General features: G+C 34.2%; 17 protein-coding genes. 13 read left to right on the forward strand and 4 right to left on the reverse strand.

The window, feature by feature from the left end; all coding sequences use genetic code 11:
* Positions 1–53: 53 nt before the first annotated feature.
* On the reverse strand, positions 54–1,649 hold the full coding sequence (gene bshC / locus IEV10_RS12135; RefSeq protein ID WP_188375109.1) for a bacillithiol biosynthesis cysteine-adding enzyme BshC: 1,596 nt from the start codon (positions 1,647–1,649) through the stop codon (positions 54–56).
* Between the two features lie 140 nt (positions 1,650–1,789).
* Here bshC and IEV10_RS12140 point away from each other — a divergent pair, with 140 nt between their 5' ends.
* The 4 genes from IEV10_RS12140 (at position 1,790) to IEV10_RS12155 (ending at position 8,645) form a co-directional block, all read left to right on the forward strand.
* Positions 1,790–4,270, forward strand: coding sequence for a M14 family metallopeptidase (locus IEV10_RS12140; protein ID WP_188374995.1), 2,481 nt, complete (start codon positions 1,790–1,792; stop codon positions 4,268–4,270).
* A 32-nt stretch (positions 4,271–4,302) separates the two neighbouring features.
* A complete protein-coding gene (locus IEV10_RS12145; RefSeq protein ID WP_188374996.1) occupies positions 4,303–7,146 on the forward strand; it encodes a M16 family metallopeptidase in 2,844 nt (947 codons plus the stop codon).
* Positions 7,147–7,209: 63 nt separating this feature from the next.
* A complete protein-coding gene (locus IEV10_RS12150) occupies positions 7,210–8,169 on the forward strand; it encodes an MBL fold metallo-hydrolase (RefSeq protein WP_188374997.1) in 960 nt (319 codons plus the stop codon).
* An 8-nt stretch (positions 8,170–8,177) separates the two neighbouring features.
* Complete coding sequence (locus tag IEV10_RS12155) at positions 8,178–8,645, forward strand: DUF1572 domain-containing protein (protein WP_188374998.1); 468 nt, start codon at positions 8,178–8,180, stop codon at positions 8,643–8,645.
* 92 nt (positions 8,646–8,737) lie between these two features.
* Here IEV10_RS12155 and IEV10_RS12160 read toward each other — a convergent pair whose 3' ends face one another.
* Positions 8,738–9,157 (reverse strand): nucleoside-diphosphate kinase, encoded by a 420-nt coding sequence (locus tag IEV10_RS12160; RefSeq protein ID WP_188374999.1) that lies wholly within the window; start codon positions 9,155–9,157, stop codon positions 8,738–8,740.
* Positions 9,158–9,326: 169 nt separating this feature from the next.
* Here IEV10_RS12160 and IEV10_RS12165 point away from each other — a divergent pair, with 169 nt between their 5' ends.
* Genes IEV10_RS12165 through IEV10_RS12175 form a run of 3 tightly spaced genes read left to right on the forward strand, consistent with a single transcriptional unit; the run spans position 9,327 to position 12,110 of the window.
* Positions 9,327–10,343, forward strand: coding sequence for a DHH family phosphoesterase (locus IEV10_RS12165; RefSeq protein WP_188375000.1), 1,017 nt, complete (start codon positions 9,327–9,329; stop codon positions 10,341–10,343).
* Positions 10,343–10,885: a gliding motility-associated peptidyl-prolyl isomerase GldI gene (gene gldI / locus IEV10_RS12170; protein WP_188375001.1), complete on the forward strand. Its 543-nt coding sequence runs from the start codon at positions 10,343–10,345 to the stop codon at positions 10,883–10,885. The genes IEV10_RS12165 and gldI overlap by 1 nt, the downstream gene beginning before the upstream one ends.
* Positions 10,878–12,110 carry a peptidylprolyl isomerase gene (locus IEV10_RS12175; RefSeq protein WP_188375002.1) on the forward strand — a complete coding sequence of 411 codons (1,233 nt, stop codon included), beginning with the start codon at positions 10,878–10,880 and terminating at the stop codon, positions 12,108–12,110. Before gldI ends, IEV10_RS12175 begins: the two co-directional genes overlap by 8 nt.
* A 102-nt stretch (positions 12,111–12,212) precedes the next feature.
* Here IEV10_RS12175 and IEV10_RS12180 read toward each other — a convergent pair whose 3' ends face one another.
* Positions 12,213–13,679 carry an aminoacyl-histidine dipeptidase gene (locus IEV10_RS12180; protein WP_188375003.1) on the reverse strand — a complete coding sequence of 489 codons (1,467 nt, stop codon included), beginning with the start codon at positions 13,677–13,679 and terminating at the stop codon, positions 12,213–12,215.
* 62 nt (positions 13,680–13,741) lie between these two features.
* Between IEV10_RS12180 and IEV10_RS12185 the strand changes: the two genes are divergently transcribed.
* The 3 genes from IEV10_RS12185 to IEV10_RS12195 all read left to right on the forward strand — a co-directional run bounded on the left by IEV10_RS12185 (position 13,742) and on the right by IEV10_RS12195 (position 19,189).
* Positions 13,742–14,809 carry a DUF3810 domain-containing protein gene (locus tag IEV10_RS12185; RefSeq protein ID WP_188375004.1) on the forward strand — a complete coding sequence of 356 codons (1,068 nt, stop codon included), beginning with the start codon at positions 13,742–13,744 and terminating at the stop codon, positions 14,807–14,809.
* Between the two features lie 81 nt (positions 14,810–14,890).
* Complete coding sequence (locus IEV10_RS12190) at positions 14,891–17,866, forward strand: amidohydrolase family protein (RefSeq protein ID WP_229719708.1); 2,976 nt, start codon at positions 14,891–14,893, stop codon at positions 17,864–17,866.
* Positions 17,867–17,878: 12 nt separating this feature from the next.
* Positions 17,879–19,189, forward strand: coding sequence for an amidohydrolase family protein (locus IEV10_RS12195; RefSeq protein WP_188375005.1), 1,311 nt, complete (start codon positions 17,879–17,881; stop codon positions 19,187–19,189).
* A gap of 51 nt (positions 19,190–19,240) precedes the next feature.
* On the opposite strand, the gene IEV10_RS12200 is transcribed toward IEV10_RS12195, so the two are convergent.
* Positions 19,241–20,035 carry a DUF6503 family protein gene (locus IEV10_RS12200; RefSeq protein ID WP_188375006.1) on the reverse strand — a complete coding sequence of 265 codons (795 nt, stop codon included), beginning with the start codon at positions 20,033–20,035 and terminating at the stop codon, positions 19,241–19,243.
* 66 nt (positions 20,036–20,101) lie between these two features.
* On the opposite strand from IEV10_RS12200, the gene IEV10_RS12205 reads away from it, so the two are divergent.
* From IEV10_RS12205 to IEV10_RS12215, 3 genes are read left to right on the forward strand one after another with little or no spacing between them, the layout of a single operon-like run.
* A complete protein-coding gene (locus tag IEV10_RS12205) occupies positions 20,102–20,899 on the forward strand; it encodes a TrmH family RNA methyltransferase (RefSeq protein ID WP_188375007.1) in 798 nt (265 codons plus the stop codon).
* Positions 20,900–20,908: 9 nt separating this feature from the next.
* Positions 20,909–22,141 carry a M48 family metallopeptidase gene (locus IEV10_RS12210; RefSeq protein WP_188375008.1) on the forward strand — a complete coding sequence of 411 codons (1,233 nt, stop codon included), beginning with the start codon at positions 20,909–20,911 and terminating at the stop codon, positions 22,139–22,141.
* A gap of 23 nt (positions 22,142–22,164) precedes the next feature.
* Complete coding sequence (locus tag IEV10_RS12215; RefSeq protein WP_188375009.1) at positions 22,165–22,488, forward strand: hypothetical protein; 324 nt, start codon at positions 22,165–22,167, stop codon at positions 22,486–22,488.
* Positions 22,489–22,507: the final 19 nt, after the last annotated feature.

A 22,507-nucleotide genomic window follows, 5' to 3' on the forward strand; every position in this document is an offset into this window, starting at 1 on the left:
TTACGATTCGGGATTTTTTGAAGAATTTTTAATCCTTTTTATTAACAGCAAAATTATATCGTTAAAATCGTAAAATCACCTTCTAATGGCTCTAAAGATTTTAATAACTCGGGGATTAACACTTCTCCGAATTCTAAATATAATTCTGAAAAATTTGTATTTCGTTCTTGTAAGCTATTATTAGGAAATAATTGTTCTTGTAATTCTGTAGCTCTAGCTATTTGATCTGCAAGTTTTCTCTTTTGGGCTTTTAGTAATCGTTTTTCAAGATGCTGAAGCCCTTTGAGTTGCTTTTTTTCTTGTGCTTCTACTGCACCTAAAAAAGACTTATCGGTATCTTTTGCAAGTTGATGTAATCCTACAAATTGATGCTTTAAATGTTCTGTCTGTTCAGAAAAATCAATATTAATATTTGATATTTTTCGAACACGTTTATTAATAAAACTATCGCGCTTCAGAAATAAATCAGTATCCGTAATATCTAAACTTTGTTGTTTTCTAGCTTGTTTTTCAGTTTTGATTAATACCGAATTACGCAATAACAATATTGGAAAAGTAACATTTTGGGCTTCAAAATTAGACTTTAACTGAAACCAATATGCCATTTCACCGCCGCCTCCAATGTAGCATAGGTTTGGTAAAATTACTTCTTGGTATATTGGACGCATAATTACGTTTGGTGAAAAACGCTCAGGCATCTCATCGAGATGTTTTAGTAATTCACCCTTATTCCAAGTAAGATTTGTAGTATTGACTTTAAATACATTATCTTCAAAAACAATGCGTTCACGTAGATTTTCATCCAAATAAAAAAGATTTATTTCTCTAGGATTAACTTGAATTTTAAATCCTAACTTTTCAATATTTCTGTTAGTATCAGAAACCGCGTTAAAAGCAGTTTGTTCTAACAGTTCTTTTTTCATTTGCGGAATAAAAAGTTTTTTTAATTCTTTATCATCAGCATCCAAAACCACTAAACCGTATTCTGTAAAAAGAGCATTCGCTAAATAACGCGTTGCATCTGAAAGATTATTATGATTGATATAAGCTTCCTTAAACCAACTCTTTAAAGTATCTGCATGTCGTCCTGGCCCAAATTCGGCAGAAATAATATCCAATACATCATCTAAACCTTCTGTATTAAAACGGCCTACTGCACCACCATCTTTTCTATTCCATTGTATTTTTTTTCCTCTAAAGTTGAAATAATTAATTTCATCAAAATCATGATCTTCAGACGCCATCCAATAGATAGGTACAAAATTAAAATCTGGATAAGTGTCTTTAAGCTGTTTGGTAAGATTTATCGTAGAGATAATTTTGTGTAGAAAATATAATGGTCCCGTAAATAAATTTAATTGATGACCAGTAGTTATGGTAAACGTATTTTCTGATTGCAAGCTTTCAATATTCTGAAGTGTCAATTCTGAAGCATCAGTACTTTGGTATTGCTGTTTTAACACATTTGCTAAAACGACTCTCGACTCTGGTGTAACAGACAACGCTTTTTCTTCAATTTGTTGTTTGAAATTTTCTAGCTTAGGAAAACGATGATACAATGGTTTCAACTCATGGTTTTCATCCAAATAATCACATATAAATGAAGAGAAATAATTTGTGTCTCTAAACGAAATACAGTCGGTTGGCATGTAATGGTTGTTATTAAGGTATAAATATACTGCAAGAGTAAAAGACAACTGCTAATTTTTAGTTAATATGATTAGGAAAACGATAAATCTCCTTCACAGTCTTTATTTTTACTAGCTTTGAAGCTAAACTAAACAAAACTATGCAAAGACTTCTATTTTTGGCATTATTCCTTTTTGGAATAAGCTTTGGTTCTTTTTCACAGAATATTCCATCTCCAGGTGAATTTTTAGGTTATCCAATAGGCACGCAATTTAGTAGGCACCATCAAGTACTTGATTACTTTAAAGCTGTAGCTAAAGCCACGCCAAATCAAGTTAAGATTGAAAAATATGGCGAAACATATGAGCGTCGCACACTTAGTCTGGCCTTTATTTCTAGTGAAGAAAACATCAGAAATTTAGATGAGATTAGGGAGAACAATCTTAAAAACGCAGGTTTATTAAATGGCCAAGTCAATAATCTTGAAGTTGCCATTGTTTGGTTAAGTTATAATGTACATGGTAATGAGGCCTCAAGTTCTGAAGCTTCGATGCTTACACTCTACAAGCTACTTACCGAAAAACAAGAGTGGCTAAAAAATACGGTTGTCATTATCGACCCGTGTATCAACCCTGATGGTCGTGACCGTTATGTCAATTGGTTTAATGAAACTGCTAGTCAACCATACGATATAGACCAACAAGCTAGTGAACACAATGAGCCATGGCCTGGTGGTAGACCTAACCATTATCTTTTTGATTTAAACAGAGATTGGGCATGGGCAAGCCAGGTAGAATCGGCTTCAAGACTAAAAGCATACAACAAATGGATGCCACATATTCATGTGGATTTTCATGAGCAAGGCATCAACGAACCTTACTATTTTGCGCCAGCTGCAGAACCATTTCATGAAATTATTTCAGATTTTCAACGGAACTTTCAGACTGAAATAGGGAAAAACCATGCTAAATATTTTGATGAAGAAGGTTGGTTATTTTTTACTAGAGAACGCTTTGATTTATTTTACCCTAGTTATGGCGACACCTATCCAACTTATATGGGAGCTATTGGTATGACCTATGAGCAAGGTGGTCATGGACGTGCAGGTTTAGGCATCTTGAACGACGAAGGGCATGTCTTAACTTTAGTAGAACGTTTAACACACCATACCACAACAGGTTTATCTACAGTTGAAATAGCTTCAAAAAATGCAAAACGCTTGAATGACGAATTTTCAAAATTCTTTGATAATTCTGGATTGAAATATAAGAGTTATGTTCTAAATGGCAATCCCGATAAAATTAGCAGTCTAAAAACACTTTTAGACAAACATGAGATTCAATATCAAAACGCGACATCAAGTAAAGTTAGTGGTTATAATTATGCAACAGGTAAACAAGGTAGCTTGAATACTGATGCCAATACTTTAGTCGTTCATAGCGACCAACCAAAAGGAAAAATGGTAAAAGTTTTGTTTGAACCAAATGCAAAACTTACCGACTCACTAACGTATGACATAACTGCGTGGAGTATGCCTTATGCCTATGGTTTAGATGCAATAGCGAGCACATCAAAAGTTTCAAGCTCAAAAGCTTTAGATAAAAAAGAATACCAACCCTTAGCTGACGCTTATGGTTACGTCAGTGATTGGAACTCAATGAAAGATGCCAAATTTTTAGCATCGTTATTAAAAGCTAATTTCAGAGTGCGTTTTACAGAAAAGCCGTTTTCTTCTAACGGAAAAGACTTTGACCGAGGCTCATTAATTATTACTAAAGGTGATAATGCTAAAATGAAAAATATGCTTGAGACATTAAATACTATTGCAAAAAAGCATGACAAGCAACTCTCAACAATTACTACGGGATTCTCAAGAAGAACTCCAGATATTGGCTCGCCAGATATTAAACTCATTAACAAACAAAAAATTGCTATACTCTCTGGCGAAGGTACTTCATCCTTAAGTTATGGTGCTTTATGGCATTTCTTTGAGCAGCAATTACATTATCCAGTAACTTCAATAAACACTGATAATTTAAGCCTAACCAATCTAGATAAGTACAATATCCTTATCATGCCAAGTGGTTATTATGGTCGCATTTTAAATGACGACATGATGAAAACCTTAAAAGATTGGGTACGCTCTGGTGGTAAAGTTATTGCCATTGATGCTGCATTAAGAAGTTTTGCTGGCAAAGAAGGGTTTAACTTAAAATACAAGCAAAATGAAAACAATGAGGAATCAGATAACCTAATTCCTTACGATGAGCGCGAGCGTCAATATGTGAACAATATGATTACTGGCGCCATCTTTAAAAGCAATGTAGATACCACCCATCCTATGGCTTTTGGCTATGACAACGATTATTTCACTTTAAAAATCGGTAGCTCCACCTATGATTTATTGAATGGTGGCTACAATGTGAGTCATATTAGTAATACAAATGCGTTTTCTGGTTTTGCTGGAAAAAATGCACTAAACAATCTACAAAATACGTTAGTATTTGGAGAAGAGCGTATGGGTAGCGGAAGCTTTATTTATATGGCTGATAATCCTATGTTTAGAAGCTTCTGGGAAAACGGTAAACTATTTTTAGTCAATTCCATTTTCTTTGTTAACAACAACGCATTCGAATTATAAAAAACTATACTATTCACTTAAACTACCAACTCATGAAATTATTCAGATATGTAAGTATCACTTTCATTATGGCGATAAGCTTATTTAGCTGTAAAAATGAAACAACAGATAAAACCAATGAATTAGAAGTTAATTACGAAACCTTTGAACTCGACAACGGACTTAAAGTCCTATTTCATATAGACCGTTCTGACCCAGTAGTGGCAGTTTCATTAACTGCTCATGTAGGATCAGCAAGAGAAATTGAAGGGCGCACAGGGTTTGCTCACTTATTTGAACACTTATTATTTTTAGAATCCGAAAACCTTGGTAAAGGTGGGCTTGATAAAATGAGTGCTCGTATTGGCGGCTCTGGAGCTAATGGTTCTACTAATAGAGACCGCACAAATTATTTACAAACTGTTCCAAAGGACGCATTAGAAAAGATGATTTGGGCTGAAGCCGATAAGCTAGGATACTTTATTAATACGGTGACTGATCCTGTTTTGGCAAAAGAAAAGCAAGTTGTAAAAAATGAAAAACGCCAATCGGTAGATAACCGTCCTTATGGTCATACACAATACGTCATTGATAAAAACCTCTATCCTAAAGGACATCCATACAGTTGGCAAGTTATTGGCTCTTTAGAAGATTTACAAAATGCAACTTTGCAAGATGTTAAAGATTTTTTTAACCGTTGGTACGTACCTAATAATGTGATTTTAACTATTGCCGGTGATTTTGATACAACTCAAGCAAAACAATGGATAAAGAAGTATTTTGATGAAATTCCAAGAGGAGAAGATATTCCGGCATTAGCTAAGCAATCTGCAGTTTTAGAAGCTTCTAAACATTTGTACTACGAGGATAATTTTGCACGTGCACCTCGATTAACAATGGTTTGGCCTGGAGTTCCTGATTATCATGAAGATTCTTACGCACTAAGTGTATTAACACAATATTTAACTAACGGGAAAAAAGCACCACTAGATAAGGTTCTTGTTCAAGATGAACAATTAACGAGCTTTGTTGGCATGGGTGAATATAACTCTGAAATTTCAGGACAAATACAGTTAAGCGTTACGGCTTTTAATCAAGTAGAATTAGATGATGTGGCAAAGGCCATTAACAAAGGATTTGCAGATTTTGAAGCTAATGGCATCTCAGAAGATGATTTAAACCGAATCAAAGCTGGTCAAGAAACTAATTTCTATTCTGGTTTATCTAGTGTTTTAGGAAAAGGCGCTCAATTGACGCAATACGAAATGTTTGCTGGAGATGCAGGTTTTCTTACCAAAGATGTTGAAAACATTTTAGCGGTTACTCCTGAAGATGTCATGCGTGTTTATAATACCTATATTAAAGATAAAAATTATATCGCTACGAGCTTTGTTCCTAAAGGACAAGCTAGTTTTGCTCTTGAGAATTCTGAATTAGCAGAAGTTGTAGAAGAACAAATTGTTGAAGGTGCTGAAGAATCTTTTGATGCATCTATTGCTGCAACCTATGAAAAAACTGCTTCTAGCTTTGACAGAAGTATTGAACCGCCTTATGGCGAAAGCCCAAATGTAACTGTTCCAGAAGTATGGAAAGAAAATCTTAGCTCTGGTATTAAAGCCTCAGGGATTGAAAATGATGAAGTGCCATTGGTGCAGTTTCAATTAAAGATTAAAGGTGGTATGCTTTTAGAAAGCATAGATAAAATAGGTGTTTCTAACATAATGGCTGATTTAATGTCGCGAGGCACCAAAAACAAAACGCCTGAGCAGTTAGAAAATGAAATCGAAAGTCTAGGCGCCCGCATTAACACATTTGCTACTGATGATGCTGTGTTTATTTCTGGAAGCTGTTTGTCCAAAAAATATGAAGCAACCATGGCTTTAGTTTCTGAAATCTTATTAGAACCACGTTGGGATGCTAAAGAGTTTGATTTAATTAAGCAAAGTGTAAAATCTAGCATTCAACGTCAAAAAGCTAATCCTAATGCTATTGCTGCTAATGAATATGCCAAGCTATTATATGGAGAAGACCATATATTAGCACAAAATAGTCAAGGTACTGAACAATCGGTAGATGCTATTACTATTAAAGATTTACAGGAGTATTACAACAATAATCTAACACCAAAATTGGCTTCGCTAAATATTGTTGGAGATATCTCTAAAGATAAAGTCATAGCCAATCTAGAAACCATTAATACCAAATGGGAAGCAAAAGATGTAAGCATACCAGAATTACCAGAAGTAAAAGTTCCCGAAAAAGCAACAGTATATTTTTATGATGTACCAAATGCTAAGCAATCGCAAATTCGTTTTGGGTATCCTGGACCAAAAGCAACTGATGATGATTATTATGCAGCCTCAGTCATGAACTATCGTTTAGGTGGTGGTGGTTTTGCATCTCAATTAACGCAAGAATTGCGTGAAGGCAAAGGGTATACTTATGGTATTCGTTCGAGGTTTAGTGGAGATGAAAATACAGGAAGCTTTACTATTTCTAGTGGTGTGAGAAGTAATGTGACGTACCAGTCCGCAGCTTTAGTCAAAGACATTTTAGATAATTACGCTAAAGATTTTGACAGTACTGATTTAGAGGTTACCAAAGGCTTTACATTAAAAAGTGGTGCGCGTGCTTTTGAAACACTAGGTGCTAAACTAAATATGTTATCAAATATTAGTGATTTAGGTTTTGATGATGACTACGCTAAGCAACGTGAAGAAATTGTAAAAGCACTTACGGTGGATGATATAAAAACTTTAGGCAAAAAATATATTAGACCTGACAAAATGATTTATTTGGTCGTTGGTGATGCTGCTACACAGTTAGACAAATTAGAGCAATTAGGATTTGGTAAACCTGTGTTATTAAACCCAACTTACGAAGCCTTAGACCAGTAACAAAAAACAATTTATAAAAGGTGTTTATATTTTCTATATTTAGGATGTATAAACACCTTTATCATGCTTAACAAAATCGCTCTCTTATTATTTCTAGTAATTACTGCTTGTGATATAAAAAGAGATAATAGTGAAAATTTTCCTAGTACTAAAACTGTATCCAAAACGTCATTAGTAATTCTTGGCACTGCTCAAGATGCAGGTTATCCCCAGATTGGATGTACAAAATCTTGTTGTACAAATAAATGGAGTGACAAAAACTCAACTCTAGTTACTAGTATCGGTATTATAGAACCTAAAGAAAAGAAAACCTATCTTTTTGAAGCAACTCCAGATATTAAATTTCAAATTAAAAAGCTATCATCATATATAGATAATAATAGTATACAATTACCAAACGGCATATTCTTAACACATGCGCATATAGGACATTACACAGGTTTAATGCAATTAGGTCGTGAAGCAATAAACGCTAAAAACATTCAAGTTTTTTCAATGCCAAAGATGTTTGATTATTTGAGTTCAAATGGCCCTTGGAATCAATTAGTTGAACTAGGAAATATAGATTTAAAAGCAATCAGTGATAATACTGAAGTTTCTGTAAATTCTAACTTAAAAATCACACCATTCATTGTACCACACAGAGGAGAATACACAGAAACCGTTGGTTATAAGATTAAAGGACCTCATAAGACTGCTTTGTTTATTCCTGATATTGATAAATGGGAAAAGTGGGAGATTTCTATTGAAGACGAGATTAAAAAAGTTGACTATGCATTCTTAGACGCAACTTTCTATAAAAATGGTGAAGTAGGAAATAGAGATATGTCTCAGATACCGCACCCTTTTGTAGAAGAGAGTTTTAAGCGTCTTAAAAACATGACTTCAAATGATAAGTCTAAAGTATATTTTATACATTTCAACCATACAAATCCACTCTTACAAAAGAACTCAAAGGCTCAAAAAGAAGTTATAAATTTAGGTTTTAATTTTGCAAAAGAAGGTTTAATTTTTGAATTGTAACATAAATCATGTCTCACATCCAACACGTATCAAAACACCTGAATGATGTCTTTTTTGGAGGTAATTGGACGGCGTCTAATGTAAAAGATACTATTACACCAATTACACTAAAAGAAGCTCATCATAAAATCAAGGACTGTAACACCATTGCAGTTTTAGTATTTCATATTAATTATTATGTAGAAGGCATACTACCTATTTTTAAAGGTGGCGGACTAGAGATTCGAGATAAATATAGCTTTGATGCACCAGAATTTAAAACTGAACAAGACTGGGAAGGTTATAAAACTAAAGTCTTAAAAAATGCTCAACTATTAGTTGATAAAGTCAATAAACTAAGTGATGTTATAATTTTTGAGCCATTTGTAGATGAAAAATACGGAAATTACTATCGTAACTTAAACGGATTAATTGAGCATACTCACTACCATTTGGGACAGATTGCTATTTTAAAGAAACTCACTAGTAAATCTTAATTATAAGATTCTGAAATAAGTTAATTAATGGCAGTGTAAAACTAAAAAGCCGATACAAATGTATCGGCTTTTTTATATTACATCTTAAAATCTTAGAACATTTCTCGACCTGAGAAATGAAAAGCACCTTCAATAGCTGCATTTTCATCACTATCACTACCGTGAACAGCATTTTCACCAATTGATGCCGCATATAGTTTGCGGATAGTGCCTTCAGCTGCTTCAGCAGGGTTAGTAGCACCAATTAAAGCTCTAAAATCTTCTACAGCATTATCTTTCTCTAAGATAGCTGCAACAATAGGACCACGAGTCATGTACTGTACTAACTCGCCAAAGAAAGGTCTTTCATTATGTACAGCATAAAAAGCCTCAGCATCTTGCTTAGTCATATGTGTTAATTTCATTGCTACGATTCTAAAACCTGAAGCGTTGATTTTCTCTAATATTGCGCCAATGTGTCCTTTTTCAACAGCATCTGGCTTTAACATTGTAAATGTTCTGTTAGTTGCCATATTTTCTTTTTTAATTATCACCAAAACTCTTGGTGAATTCGCGTGCAAAAATACGCTATTTTATAGAATACACAAGCATCAAACTGGTTTAGAATTTCAATACAAAACTTCGCTAAATTATATGCAAAGCATTTCAAGGATTTGTGATTAAATTGTATATTCGTCTGTTATGAAAACAGAAGAAATTAAAGCAGTAAAAGCCTTACTTAGTGAAGTCAAAAAAATCGTTATTATACCACATAGAAATCCTGATGGTGATGCTATTGGCTCTACTCTAGCTTTGATGCACTACTTAAACCAATATAATCATGAAGTAAGAGTTATTGCGCCAAACGATTATCCTGATTTTTTAAAATGGATGCCAGGTGAATCTTCAGTTTTAAAATTTGAAACAGAACGTGAAGTTTCGGAAAAATTAATTGCTGAAGCTGATATTATGTTTACTCTAGACTTTAATGCCTTACACCGAACAGGTAAAGATATGGCTGAAGTATTAGCCGCTTCGCAATCACTAAAAATTATGATTGACCATCATCAAGCACCAGACGATTATGCTACATACATGTATTCTGATGCTAAAATGTCTTCAACTGGAGAAATGGTATATAACTTTATAGAAATGCTTGATGACACCGATAAAATAACAGTGGATATTGCCACATGTATTTATGTTGGCATTATGACAGACACAGGCTCTTTTAGGTTTAGATCTACCACAAGTCGTACCCATCAAGTGATTTCAAACTTAATTGAAAAAGGTGCAGATAATACCGAAATTCATAACCAAGTTTACGATACCAATAGCTATGATAGGTTACAACTTTTAGGTAGAGCGCTTCAGAATTTAAAAGTTATTCCCGAGTATAACACAGCATATATTACGCTTTCTCAAACAGAGTTGGATGAATTTAACTATAAAAAAGGAGATACTGAAGCTGTTGTTAATTATGCATTATCAATTCATAAAACAATTTTAGCAGCCATATTTATTGAGAACACACAAGAAGGTATTATTAAAATCTCATTAAGAAGTAAAGGTGATCTTTCGGTAAATGAAATGTCTCGTGCACACTTTAATGGCGGTGGACATACAAACGCGGCCGGAGGTCGCAGTGCACTTTCTCTTGAAGCAACAGTTGAAAAATTTATTGCTATATTGCCTGAATATAAAAGCCAACTTGTATAATGAAAAACCTACTTTTTATTCTTATTCTGGCTACTCTATTTTTGGGCTGTAAATCTCCAGAAGCAAGACCTCCTGAAGTTGTCAATTCTGGTTCTTTTATTAAAGAATCGGTTGAACGTAACATAGAGCTTAATAAAATAGAACGCGAAAAAATTCAGAAAGTCATATCCGGTTTTTCAGATAAAGCTTTTATGCCCTCAGAAAATGGCTTTTGGTATCACTACAATTCTAAAGCAGAAAACGATAGTATCACGCCTAAATTTGGTGACCGCATCGCATTCACATTTAATATTTCTGACCTAGATGGTAATGAAATTTATTCTAAAAATGAGATAGGCACACAATACTATACTATGGATAAGGAAGAATTATTTTCAGGCCTTAGAGAAGGCTTGAAACTTATGAAAGCCTCCGAAGATGTCACATTTATATTTCCATCACAAAAAGCATATGGCTATTACGGTGATGATAACAGAATAGGCACTAATGTGCCACTAATTTGCAACGTAATTTTAAAAACAATAACCCAAAACAATGATTAAGAAAATTTATATCCCATTAGCAGCACTAATGTTACTCTCTATAACAAGCTGCAAAAAACCTAAATATAATGTTGAGGATGGACTTTACGCAGAAATTATAACCAACAAGGGTACAATGGTTGCCAAACTTCACTATGATAAAGTACCAGTAACAGTAGCAAATTTTGTTGCATTATCAGAAGGCAATCATCCTTTAGCTGAAGAAGAATATAAAGGAAAACCATTCTATGATGGCATCATATTCCATAGAGTAATAAACAATTTTATGATTCAAGGTGGTGACCCTACTGGTACAGGAAGAGGAACTCCTGGTTATAAATTTGCTGCTGACTTTAGTCCAGATTTAAAACATGATAAGCCAGGAATATTATCTATGGCTAATAGTGGAGGAATTAACACTAATGGAAGTCAATTTTTTATAACAGAAGCGCCATATGCTAGAGGTAATTTCTATGACGCACAAGGAAACTTAAAACCTTGTGATCAACCTGGAGTTAGTTGTCATTCTGTATTTGGAGAACTTGTTATAGGATTAGAGGTACAGGATTCTATATCCAATGTTAAAGTCATTGACCCAAGAACTAGAAACCATAAGCCTGTTGAAGATGTATTAATAAATAAGGTTAATATCATAAGAATTGGTAGAGATGCCAAAAAGTTTGATGCGCCTAAGGTATTTGAAGAAAACATGCCTAAAGTGGAAGAAAATTTCAAAGAATTGAGAAAAGAAGCTGCTGAAAAAGCTGAAGAAGCTAAGCGTATCGCGGAGGAAAAGAAAGCAAAAGTAGCTTCTGAATTTAAACCAACTCTCGATGATTATAACGCTAAAGCTAAAACATTAGCGTCTGGTTTAAAAGTGCATTATCTTACTAAAGGTAATGGCGCTAAACCAAAAACTGGTCAAACTGCTATGATTAATTACCAAGGTTATTTTACTGATGGAAAATTACTAGACAGTAATGTAAAAGACGTTGAAGAAAAATTTGGTATGCTTAACCCACAAAAGGTACAACGTAATATGTATGCACCTACTCCAATGAAAGTTAGCCCAGATGCAAACTTATTTGGAGGTTTTAAAGAAGCTTTAGCGACAATGCGTGTTGGTGATAAAGCGTTCTTTTATTTCCCATCTCACTTGGCTTATGGTGAAGGAGGACGTCCGCCAATTGTAAAACCTAATACCGATTTAGCATTTATTATTGAAATGGTAGATATTCAAAAATAGTCTGAAACAAAATAAATTAAAAAAGCAGCTATTCTAAAGAGTAGCTGCTTTTTTAATTATAATTATATATAATACCGAATCAGGTTTTGCATTACATTAAGATTAATTCTTTTCAGGAATATTCTCCAAAATCTCTAAAACAAACTTCCAGTATTTCTGAGTCGAAGAGATTTGGGCACGTTCGTCTGGTGAGTGCGCTCCTTTAATGTTTGGACCAAAACTTATCATATCCATTTCTGGGTAATTCTGTCCCAAAATACCACATTCTAATCCTGCATGACATGCCGCTACATGAGGCTTTTCACCATTATTAAGTCGCTCATAAATTGGCACCATGACTTTTAGAATATCAGAATCCATATTTGGTGCCCAACCAGGATAATCTCCAGAAAACTCAACTTCACAACCTGTTAACTCAAATGTAGCCCGCAATGTATTTGCCAAATCTAGTTTAGAACTCTCGACAGAACTTCGTGTTAGGCAACCTATTTTAATATGACCATCTTTAATAATAACTCGTGCAATATTATTAGAAGTTTCAACTAAATCTTTAATATCTGGACTCATTCTATAAACACCATTTAATGCAGCGTAAATAGATCTGGTTAAACCTTCTTGTACACCTAAATCCATAATCTTGTCTGGAGTTTCTGTTTTAGAAATAATTATTTCTAAATCCGGCTCCATAGTTTTGTATTCCTTCTTAATCGTTTCAGAAAGTTGTTTCATTTCAAAACTAAAAGCATCTTCATGCACAGCATCGATAGCAACTATAGCTTTGCTTTCACGAGGAATTGCATTACGTAAACTACCACCATCAATTTCAGAAATACGCAAACCAAAGTTTTCAAAACCATCAAATAACAAACGGTTCATTAATTTATTGGCATTGCCTAATCCTTCATGGATTTGCATACCCGAGTGCCCACCTTGTAACCCTTTTACGGTTATTAGGTATCCTATTTTAAATTCTGGTGTATCTTCTTCATTATAGTCTCGAGTAGCAGTCACATCGATTCCACCCGCACAGCCAACACCTATTTCGTCATCTTCTTCAGTGTCTAAATTTAAAAGTATATCACCTTTTAGCAATCCGCCTTTAAGTCCCATTGCACCTGTCATTCCAGTTTCTTCGTCAATAGTGAATAAGGCCTCTAAATCTGGATGTGCAATACTATCACTCTCTAAAATTGCCATAATTGTAGCCACACCTAGCCCATTATCTGCACCAAGTGTTGTGCCTTTAGCTTTTACCCAATCACCATCGACAAACATGTCGATACCTTGAGTGTCAAAATCAAAAACAGTATCATTATTTTTTTGATGTACCATATCCAAGTGACTTTGCATCACTATAGGCTTACGTTTTTCCATACCTTTTGTTGCAGGCTTACGAATGATAACATTACCAACTTCATCTTCAATCGTTTCTAAACCCAAAGTTTTACCAAAATCTTTCATGAATTGTATGACGCGTTGTTCCTTTTTTGAAGGTCTTGGTACTGCGTTTAAATCTGCAAATTTATTCCAAAGCGCTTTTGGTTCTAAAGCTCTTATTTCTGAACTCATATTTCTCTTTTTTTAAGTCGGTCAAAGGTAACCAAACAAAAACTATTTTCTATTTTTGAGACATGCGTATTACAAAAAAAGGAGCATTACTTATTTTTTTAGTATTTCAGATTATTCTCATTAATATTCTGAAGCATTATCCAGAATTTGTTGAGCAGTACTATAGTAATGGACTGTATGTGTTGCTATCTAAATTAATGCGTTATTCTTTTGGCTGGATACCTTTCTCTGTTGGTGATATGCTCTACACTTTGGCTGGAGTGTATGTGATAAGATGGTTTGTTCTCAATTTTAAAAATAGTTATAAGGACTCCATCAATTGGCTTCTAGATATAACTTCTGTTCTTTCAATCACTTACTTTGCTTTTCATATACTTTGGGGATACAACTATTACAGGCAACCGCTTCATAAAGCGTTTAATATTAAAGCTGAGTATTCTACTGAACAATTAATTGCGTTTACTGAACGACTCATAGAAAAATCGAATCTTATTCATAGACAACTTAGCGACAATGACTCTTTAAAAATTGAATTACCTTATACAAAATCTGAAGTTTTTGATAAGGTACAATTAGGATACCTTACACTTTCTAAAACATATCCACATCTGGTTTATCAACCTCAAAGCTTAAAAAAGTCAATTTATAGTACAGCATTAACTTATATGGGATTTTCGGGATATTTAAATCCGTTTACAAACGAAGCTCAAGTTGATGGATTGATTCCCGTATACAAGTTCCCAACAACATCTTGCCACGAAGTTGCACATCAATTAGGCTATGCTGCAGAGAACGAAGCCAATTTTATCGGAATGTTGGCTTCAGTAAATAATGATAACATCTATTTTAAATACTCTGGATATACTTTTGCATTACGTTATTGTCTTTCTGAAGTCTATAAACGCGACCCAAATACTTATAAAAGTATTTTAGAAAGAGTCAATAAAGGCATCCTTAAAAACTATAAAGACGTCCAAGATTTCTGGAAATCCTATCAAAACCCTTTAGAGCCTGCTTTCGAAAAAACCTTTGATACATTCCTTAAAGCAAATAATCAGACCGCAGGTATCAAAAGTTACAGCTACATTGTAGGATTGCTCGTCAATTACTACGATAACAATACATTGTAAAAACGTTAAAAACTCATAATAAGAATGAAGATTTAGCCATAAATCTTATCTTAGAATTCTAATTTTTAACCAACTCCTTTTATGATTAAAGCTTATTTACGGCTGCTCATGCTCATGTGCAGTTTCTCGTTATTTGCACAAGATTATTTTCCTAGTAATTCTGGAGTAAAATCTAATAACTCCAATTACATGGCATTTACAAATGCAAAAATTTATGTTTCACCAACAGAAGTTATCACAAATGGTACGCTTCTCATCAAAGATGGCAAAGTTGTTAGCGTTGGTAAATCAATTAATCTCCCAAAAAACACTACTAAAGTTGACCTCTCAGGTAAATCTATATATCCATCTTTTATAGATATGCATACTACTTTTGGAGTTGCAAAGCCAAAACGTGGTGGTAATGGACCACAATATGGTGCTAGTAGAAGTGGATTTTATTGGAATGATCACATCATGCCAGAACAAGATGTAATGGCAAATTTTGAGTACGATGCCAAATCGGCTTCAGAATTGCATAAACTAGGGTTTGGTGTCGTTAACACACATTACCCTGATGGAATTGTTCGCGGAACTGGTGCATTAATTGCTCTAAATAATGATGCAGATAATTCGCTTCGCGTTGTTGATGGAGAGACTACTCAAAATTTCTCGTTTAGAAAGAGTGTAAAATCACGTCAGTCATATCCGTCTTCTATTATGGGAAGCATGGCGCTTTTGCGTCAGATGTATGATGATGCCAAATGGTATGCTGCTGGCAATGTAGACACCAAAGATTTATCATTAGAAGCATTAAACGGAAACAAAAATTTACTACAAATTTTTGAAGCAGGAAGTCGTGCAAATTTATTGCGTGCTGACAAAGTTGGAGATGCTCATAATGTACAATATGCTATTGTTGGTGGTGGAGATGAGTACGAACGCATCAATGACGTAAAAGCAACGAATGCAACAGTCATTTTACCTATAGATTTTCAGTTAGCCTATGATGTGGAGAATCCTTTTTTAGCTTCTACACTTTCATTAAGTGATATGCGCTCTTGGAATCAAGAACCTCACAACCCAAGACTTTTAGCAGAAAATGGAATTCAGTTTGCGTTAACTACTCATGGATTAAAATCTAAGAAATCATTTAAATCCAACTTAATGAAAGCCATTGAAAGTGGACTTTCTAAAGAAAAAGCTTTAGAAGCGTTAACAATTGTTCCTGCTAAACTACTAGGTAAGTCTAATGTTTTGGGGACTCTTAAACCTGGAAGTTATGCCAATTTTTTAATTGCTTCTGGAGATATTTTCGAAAAGAAAACGAAGCTATACGAAAATTGGGTGCAGGGTATGCAACATATCATCACTAATATGAATGTAAAAGATATTGACGGTGATTATAACTTTAAACTTGCTGGAAATGACTATAAGCTTAATATAACTGGAAGTACTAGCAAAACTAAAGCAAAACTAGAATCAAAGGACAAAAGCTTAGGCACAAAAATATCTTATTCTGGAGATTGGGTGAACTTAACTTTTAAAACTGCAGATAGCACAAAGAAAGAGTTTATCAGAATTGCTGCTAATACAGCAAATGGTGATAATTTAAGTGGAAAAGCAATTATGCCTAACGGTGCTGAATATAATTTCTTTGCGAATAAAGAAGTTTCTGAAGCAATGGCTAAAAAAGATAAAATGGACAAAAAGACATCTGATGATTCTCCTTTTATGAGTCCAATTACGTATCCAAATTTAGCATATGGTTTTACTAAAAAGCCTAAAGCAGAAACATTACTATTTAAAAATGCTACAGTTTGGACCAATGAAAGCGAAGGTATTTTAGAAAATACAGATGTACTCATTAAAAATGGAAAAATTGCACAAATAGGCAAAGACTTATCTGATAGAAGCGCTAAAGTTATTGATGCTCAGGGCAAGCATATTACTGCTGGCATTATTGATGAGCATTCGCATATAGCTGCGGCTTCAATTAATGAGGGTGGTCATAACTCCTCTGCCGAAGTGACAATAGAAGATGTCATAGATGATGAAGATGTAGACATCTACCGCAACTTAGCTGGTGGCGTAACATCTATTCAAATTTTACATGGTTCTGCAAACCCAATTGGCGGACGTTCTGCAATTATAAAATTAAAATGGGGTGAATCTGCAAATGATTATATCTATGACAACTCGCCTAAATTTATAAAGTTTGCTTTGGGAGAGAATGTAAAGCAATCACGAAGTCGAGTAAACTCGCGCTTTCCTCAATCTCGTATGGGTGTTGAGCAAGTCTTTGTTGATTATTTCAGCAGAGCTAAAGCTTATGACCAAGCTAAAAAAAGCGGAAAACCATACAGAAAGGATACAGAAATGGAGGTGTTGGCTGAAATCTTAAATGGAGAACGTTTCATTTCTTGTCACTCTTATGTCCAAAGTGAAATTAATATGCTAATGAAAGTCGCTGAACAATTTGGGTTTAGAGTCAATACATTTACCCACATTCTTGAAGGTTATAAAGTAGCAGATAAAATGGCAGAACATGGTGTTGGTGGTTCTACCTTTAGTGATTGGTGGGCATATAAGTATGAAGTTAATGATGCTATCCCATTTAATGCCGCAATCATGCATAATGCTGGCGTTACGGTTGCTATTAATAGTGATGATGCCGAAATGTCTCGTCGTTTAAATCAAGAAGCTGCCAAATCTGTTAAATATGGTGGTGTTAGCGAAGAAGATGCATTAAAATTTGTAACCCTTAATCCTGCTAAATTATTACACTTAGATGACCGTGTAGGAAGTCTAAAGGTTGGAAAAGATGCTGATGTAGTATTATGGAGTGACCACCCACTTTCAATTTATGCAAAAGCTGAAAAAACAATTATAGAAGGTGTCACATATTTCGATTTAGAAAAGGACAAGCAAATGCGTGAGGCCATAAAAAAAGAGAAAAGCGAATTAATAAATAGGATGCTTCAAGACAAAAACAAAGGTTTAAAAACACAACCTGTAAAAAAGAAAGAAAAGAAATTATTGCATTGCGACTCAATGGATAATCATATTCACAACTAAAAACCATAAAAAATGAACGTATTCAATAAATTAAATACCCTATTGTTTTTGTTGTGTATCACTTTTGGGTTCTCACAACAAACACCAGCTCCAAAACAGAGCAAAGCCATTGCAATCATGGGTGCAACAGCACATATTGGTAATGGAGAAGTTATTGAAAATAGTCTGATTACATTTTCAGACGGAAAAATTACCAACATCGGTGATGCTACCAGAATGAAAATTAGCACATCTGACATGGACGTAATTGATGCTACCGGAAAACATGTTTACCCAGGTTTTATTGTTTCTAATGGCACACTAGGCTTAGTAGAAGTAGATGCCGTTAAAGCCTCTAATGATTTGGCAGAACTGGGTACTTTTAATCCTCATATTAGAAGTTTAATCGCTTATAACACAGAATCTAAAGTTGTAGAATCTATGAGGCCTAATGGTGTACTATTAGGACAAGTTGTACCTCGTGGTGGTCGTATTACAGGTACCTCTTCTATTGTACATTACGATGCTTGGAATTGGGAAGATGCCGCTATAAAAACAGATGATGGCATTCATGTTAACTGGCCAAATAGTTTTAGTCGTGGTCGTTGGTGGCTTGGAGAAGACCCAGCACTAAAACCAAACAAAAACTACGATAAGCAAGTTAAAGAATTAGAAACCTACTTCAACGAAGCAAAAACATATAATGCTGGACCAAAAACTGAGCGTCATTTGCCTTTTGAAGCAATGTCTGGCTTATTTAGCGGTTCTAAACATTTGTACATTAATGCCAATGACCAAAAGAGTATTACAGATGCTGTAAACTTTGCAAAATCTCAAGGTGTTTCTAAAATTACTATAGTTGGCGGCTATGAAGCTGGAGAAATTACAAACTTTTTAAAGCAAAATAATGTGTCTGTATTTTTAAGACGTACACATTCTAGACCTAACAATGAAGATGACGATTACGATTTGCCATACAAGCTAGCTAAAAAATTAGTTGATGATGGTATTTTAGTATCTCTAGAGCATAGCGGGCAAATGGAACGCATGAACTCTCGTAACCTTCCTTTTTATGCTGGCACAACGGTTGCCCACGGTTTAACTAAAGAACAAGCCTTACAATTAATTACGCAAAACCCAGCAAAAATTATGGGTATTGATAATATGTACGGCACTTTAGAAGTTGGTAAAAGTGCCACGCTTTTTATCAGTGAAGGCGATGCACTAGATATGCGAACTAATATCGTTAGCCATGCTTTTATTGATGGTCGTAAGTTGAGTTTAGAATCTCACCAAACAAAACTTTGGAAACGGTATTCGGAAAAATATAAAAATCAAGATTAAGCATAAAAAGGGAACCAATTTGGTTCCCTTTTTTGTTTTAATAGATATATCTTATTCAATAATCTTAGCACCTTCTGGCATTCCAAACAAGCTATTATCTGGAGCTTCTTCTTTTACTACAACATCGGCAAACTCAACTGTGTTTCTTAACTCAGTAGGTTTACCTTCCTCAACTTTGTACCAGGAAATACTTTTAGGCAAAGCTAATCCATTAAATGTATTCCAATTATCATAACGGATATAACTAAATCTTGTACTCTTCTCTTCTTTACCAAAAGTTACAGTATATGCCAACCATTGCATTTTCCCAGAATCTGCATCATAATATACAATATATTGGTCGTTTGGAGAGACGCCAACACCGGCATCATAAGAAATTAAAACACCTGGATATGTTTTACCTTCAAAAGTTAAAGGCTCTGCTTCTTCATAGATGATACCATCATCGCCAACGATAAATGGCATGGCATAGAAGTACATCATTAAACCTTTGTAAAACTTAGCATTTCCTTTATATTCATTTCCATCTTTTTCGTTAACCCATAGGGTTCTCCCGTCAAAACCTGCAGCATGCGTTGGTGTATCAATCAATTCAGCTCGGGTTTTAAGATTTGTTGTCGTTACCTCAGCGCCGTTAGGCTTATTCATGGTAAAAGACAAGGTCTTCATTTTATTCCAATTGTCAATACCGCCATGAGCATCAAACACTTTAGTTATACTCTCCGGATATACACTAGTCGTAATATCCTCTTGCTTAATGTCTTCAACTTCTGTGGCAGATTTTGTTTCATTTTTACAGGCTACAATAATAGTTGCGACTGTAAATAGTAATAATAATTTTTTCATGATATGGTTTTTGTTGATGGGTTTGACGTTATATTTCCTGTAAAATTACATTACTTTTGTTATTGTATGCATAAATCTATAACAAGCCCACAAAACCCATTAATAAAACAGCTTATTCAGCTTAAAGAAAAGTCGCGCGAGCGCAAGAAAACAAATCGTTTTTTACTAGAAGGAAAACGTGAGTTATCGCTTGCTATAAAAGGTGGCTATGATATTGAAACACTCTTATACTTTCCAGATTTGTTTTCTGAAAGTGAAGCAGAAGCTATGGAACGCTATACTATTGAAATTATTGAAATTTCAAAAGAGGTATTTCAAAAATTGGCACATCGCGGAACTACAGAAGGTGTTATTGCTGTAGGAAAGACCAAATCGCATACGCTAGAAGCATTAAAACTCAGATCAAAAAACCCTTTGATTTTAGTTGCCGAAGCGCCTGAGAAACCTGGAAACGTTGGCGCATTATTACGTACTGCTGACGCCGCAAATATAGACGCAGTAATTATTGCTAATCCTAAGTCCGACATCTACAACCCAAATATTATTCGCTCTAGCGTAGGTTGTGTATTTACAACAGAAATTGCAGTTGCTAATACTAATGAGGTAATTAGTTATTTACAGAAGTATAACTTTAATATTTATAGTGCCATTTTGCAAGAATCAAAACCTTATCACACACAAGACTATACACTACCAACCGCTATTGTTGTTGGCACTGAAGCTACTGGTCTCACACAAGAGTGGCGAGATGCTGCAACTCAAAATGTGACTATTCCAATGCAAGGGATTATTGATTCTATGAATGTTTCTGTTGCTGCAGGTATTTTAATTTTTGAAGCTAAAAGACAGCGTGATTTTAAATAATTTAATCAAATGAATTCAGATACTCTCTTTTATATTATCATAGGTATTATTAGTGTTAATTTCATAAAAGATAAAATCCTTGATGCCTTAAACGCAAAGCATTTTAATGATCCAATTCCCAATGAATTAGCTGATGTTTTTGATAAAGATGCCTATAAGAAATCTCAAGCTTATAAAGCTGTAAATTATAGGTTTGGAATTTGGTCGTCTCTATTTTCTCTAGTTCTAACTCTTAGCTTTTTACTTCTAGATGGTTTTGAATACGTCGATACTATTGCTAGAAGCTATTCAGAAAACCCAATAATTATTTCGTTAATATTTTTTGGTATAATTATGCTTGCTAGTGATATTATTTCTACACCTTTTTCTTATTACAAAACCTTTGTTATTGAAGAGCGTTTTGGTTTTAATAAAAGCACTAAAAAGCTCTTTATTATAGACAAAATCAAAGGCTTATTTATGATGGCAATACTTGGTGGTGGTTTATTAGCTTTAATTGTTTGGTTTTATCAAGCTACTGGACAATATTTTTGGTTGTATGCATGGGCATTAATTACTGGATTTACTGTATTTATGAATATGTTTTATGCGCGTTTAATAGTCCCATTGTTTAATAAGCAAACACCTTTAGAGGATGGCGAATTACGAAACAAAATTTCTGACTATGCAAATTCTGTGGGGTTTAGCTTAAAAAAGATTTTTGTTATTGACGGTTCTAAACGAAGTACTAAGGCCAACGCTTATTTTTCTGGATTTGGAAGCGAGAAACGTGTCACACTGTTTGATACTTTGATTAATGATTTGGATGAAGAAGAAATCGTTTCTGTTCTAGCGCATGAAGTTGGACATTATAAGCGTCAACATATTATTTTTAATCTTTTTGCTTCAATTCTATTAACAGGGTTGACGCTGTTTATTTTATCAATCTTTATATCTAACCCATTACTATCTAATGCTATTGGTGTTGAGATACCAAGTTTTCATGCAGGTCTTATTGCTTTTGGTTTGCTCTACTCGCCTATTTCAGAACTAACTGGACTTATTATGAATTACTTTTCACGTAAGTTTGAATACCAAGCAGATGACTATGCAAAAAACACCTACAAAGCAGAACCACTAATTAGTTCATTAAAAAAACTATCTAAAAACAGCTTGAGTAATTTAACACCGCATAAAGCTTATGTTTTTATGCATTATTCGCATCCAACATTATTTCAGCGTATTGAGAATATGAGAAAATAGTATATTTAAGAAACCAAAATCTTATGTGGGAAGAAAAGCTAAAATACTTCGACAAGCTTGTTGATCAATGTGATCGCTTTGAGCGTAAAGGCAAAAAGATGATTTATACCTCTGCAAATGGCTATATGTTTGCTTTATTAAACAAAGCTGGAGAGATAGGTTTTAGATTACCTAAACCTGTAGCTACAAAGTTTATGGAAGAGCATAACACTGGTCCTTATTATTCTTATGGCGCCAAAATGAAAGACTATGTGTTAGTCCCAGAATCACTCTACGACAATGAAAAGTTACTGGTAGATTTCTTAAATCAGAGTTATGATTTTGTAATGAGTTTGCCTAAGAAATAAAAAATATTGATTCCTTATT

Source organism: Winogradskyella haliclonae (assembly GCF_014635865.1).
Lineage (GTDB): Bacteria > Bacteroidota > Bacteroidia > Flavobacteriales > Flavobacteriaceae > Winogradskyella > Winogradskyella haliclonae.

Bases quoted from the DNA above. Each gene is read 5' to 3' on its own strand.
- gldI (WP_188375001.1), top strand. From the start codon at position 10,343: ATGAAAAACCTACTTTTTATTCTTATTCTGGCTACTCTATTTTTGGGC.
- IEV10_RS12165 (WP_188375000.1), top strand. From the start codon at position 9,327: ATGAAAACAGAAGAAATTAAAGCAGTAAAAGCCTTACTTAGTGAAGTC.
- IEV10_RS12145 (WP_188374996.1), top strand. From the start codon at position 4,303: ATGAAATTATTCAGATATGTAAGTATCACTTTCATTATGGCGATAAGC.
- IEV10_RS12215 (WP_188375009.1), top strand. From the start codon at position 22,165: ATGTGGGAAGAAAAGCTAAAATACTTCGACAAGCTTGTTGATCAATGT.
- IEV10_RS12205 (WP_188375007.1), top strand. From the start codon at position 20,102: ATGCATAAATCTATAACAAGCCCACAAAACCCATTAATAAAACAGCTT.
- IEV10_RS12200 (WP_188375006.1), bottom strand. From the start codon at position 20,035: ATGAAAAAATTATTATTACTATTTACAGTCGCAACTATTATTGTAGCC.
- IEV10_RS12185 (WP_188375004.1), top strand. From the start codon at position 13,742: ATGCGTATTACAAAAAAAGGAGCATTACTTATTTTTTTAGTATTTCAG.
- IEV10_RS12180 (WP_188375003.1), bottom strand. From the start codon at position 13,679: ATGAGTTCAGAAATAAGAGCTTTAGAACCAAAAGCGCTTTGGAATAAA.
- IEV10_RS12160 (WP_188374999.1), bottom strand. From the start codon at position 9,157: ATGGCAACTAACAGAACATTTACAATGTTAAAGCCAGATGCTGTTGAA.
- IEV10_RS12195 (WP_188375005.1), top strand. From the start codon at position 17,879: ATGAACGTATTCAATAAATTAAATACCCTATTGTTTTTGTTGTGTATC.
- IEV10_RS12210 (WP_188375008.1), top strand. From the start codon at position 20,909: ATGAATTCAGATACTCTCTTTTATATTATCATAGGTATTATTAGTGTT.
- IEV10_RS12140 (WP_188374995.1), top strand. From the start codon at position 1,790: ATGCAAAGACTTCTATTTTTGGCATTATTCCTTTTTGGAATAAGCTTT.
- bshC (WP_188375109.1), bottom strand. From the start codon at position 1,649: ATGCCAACCGACTGTATTTCGTTTAGAGACACAAATTATTTCTCTTCA.
- IEV10_RS12175 (WP_188375002.1), top strand. From the start codon at position 10,878: ATGATTAAGAAAATTTATATCCCATTAGCAGCACTAATGTTACTCTCT.
- IEV10_RS12150 (WP_188374997.1), top strand. From the start codon at position 7,210: ATGCTTAACAAAATCGCTCTCTTATTATTTCTAGTAATTACTGCTTGT.
- IEV10_RS12190 (WP_229719708.1), top strand. From the start codon at position 14,891: ATGATTAAAGCTTATTTACGGCTGCTCATGCTCATGTGCAGTTTCTCG.
- IEV10_RS12155 (WP_188374998.1), top strand. From the start codon at position 8,178: ATGTCTCACATCCAACACGTATCAAAACACCTGAATGATGTCTTTTTT.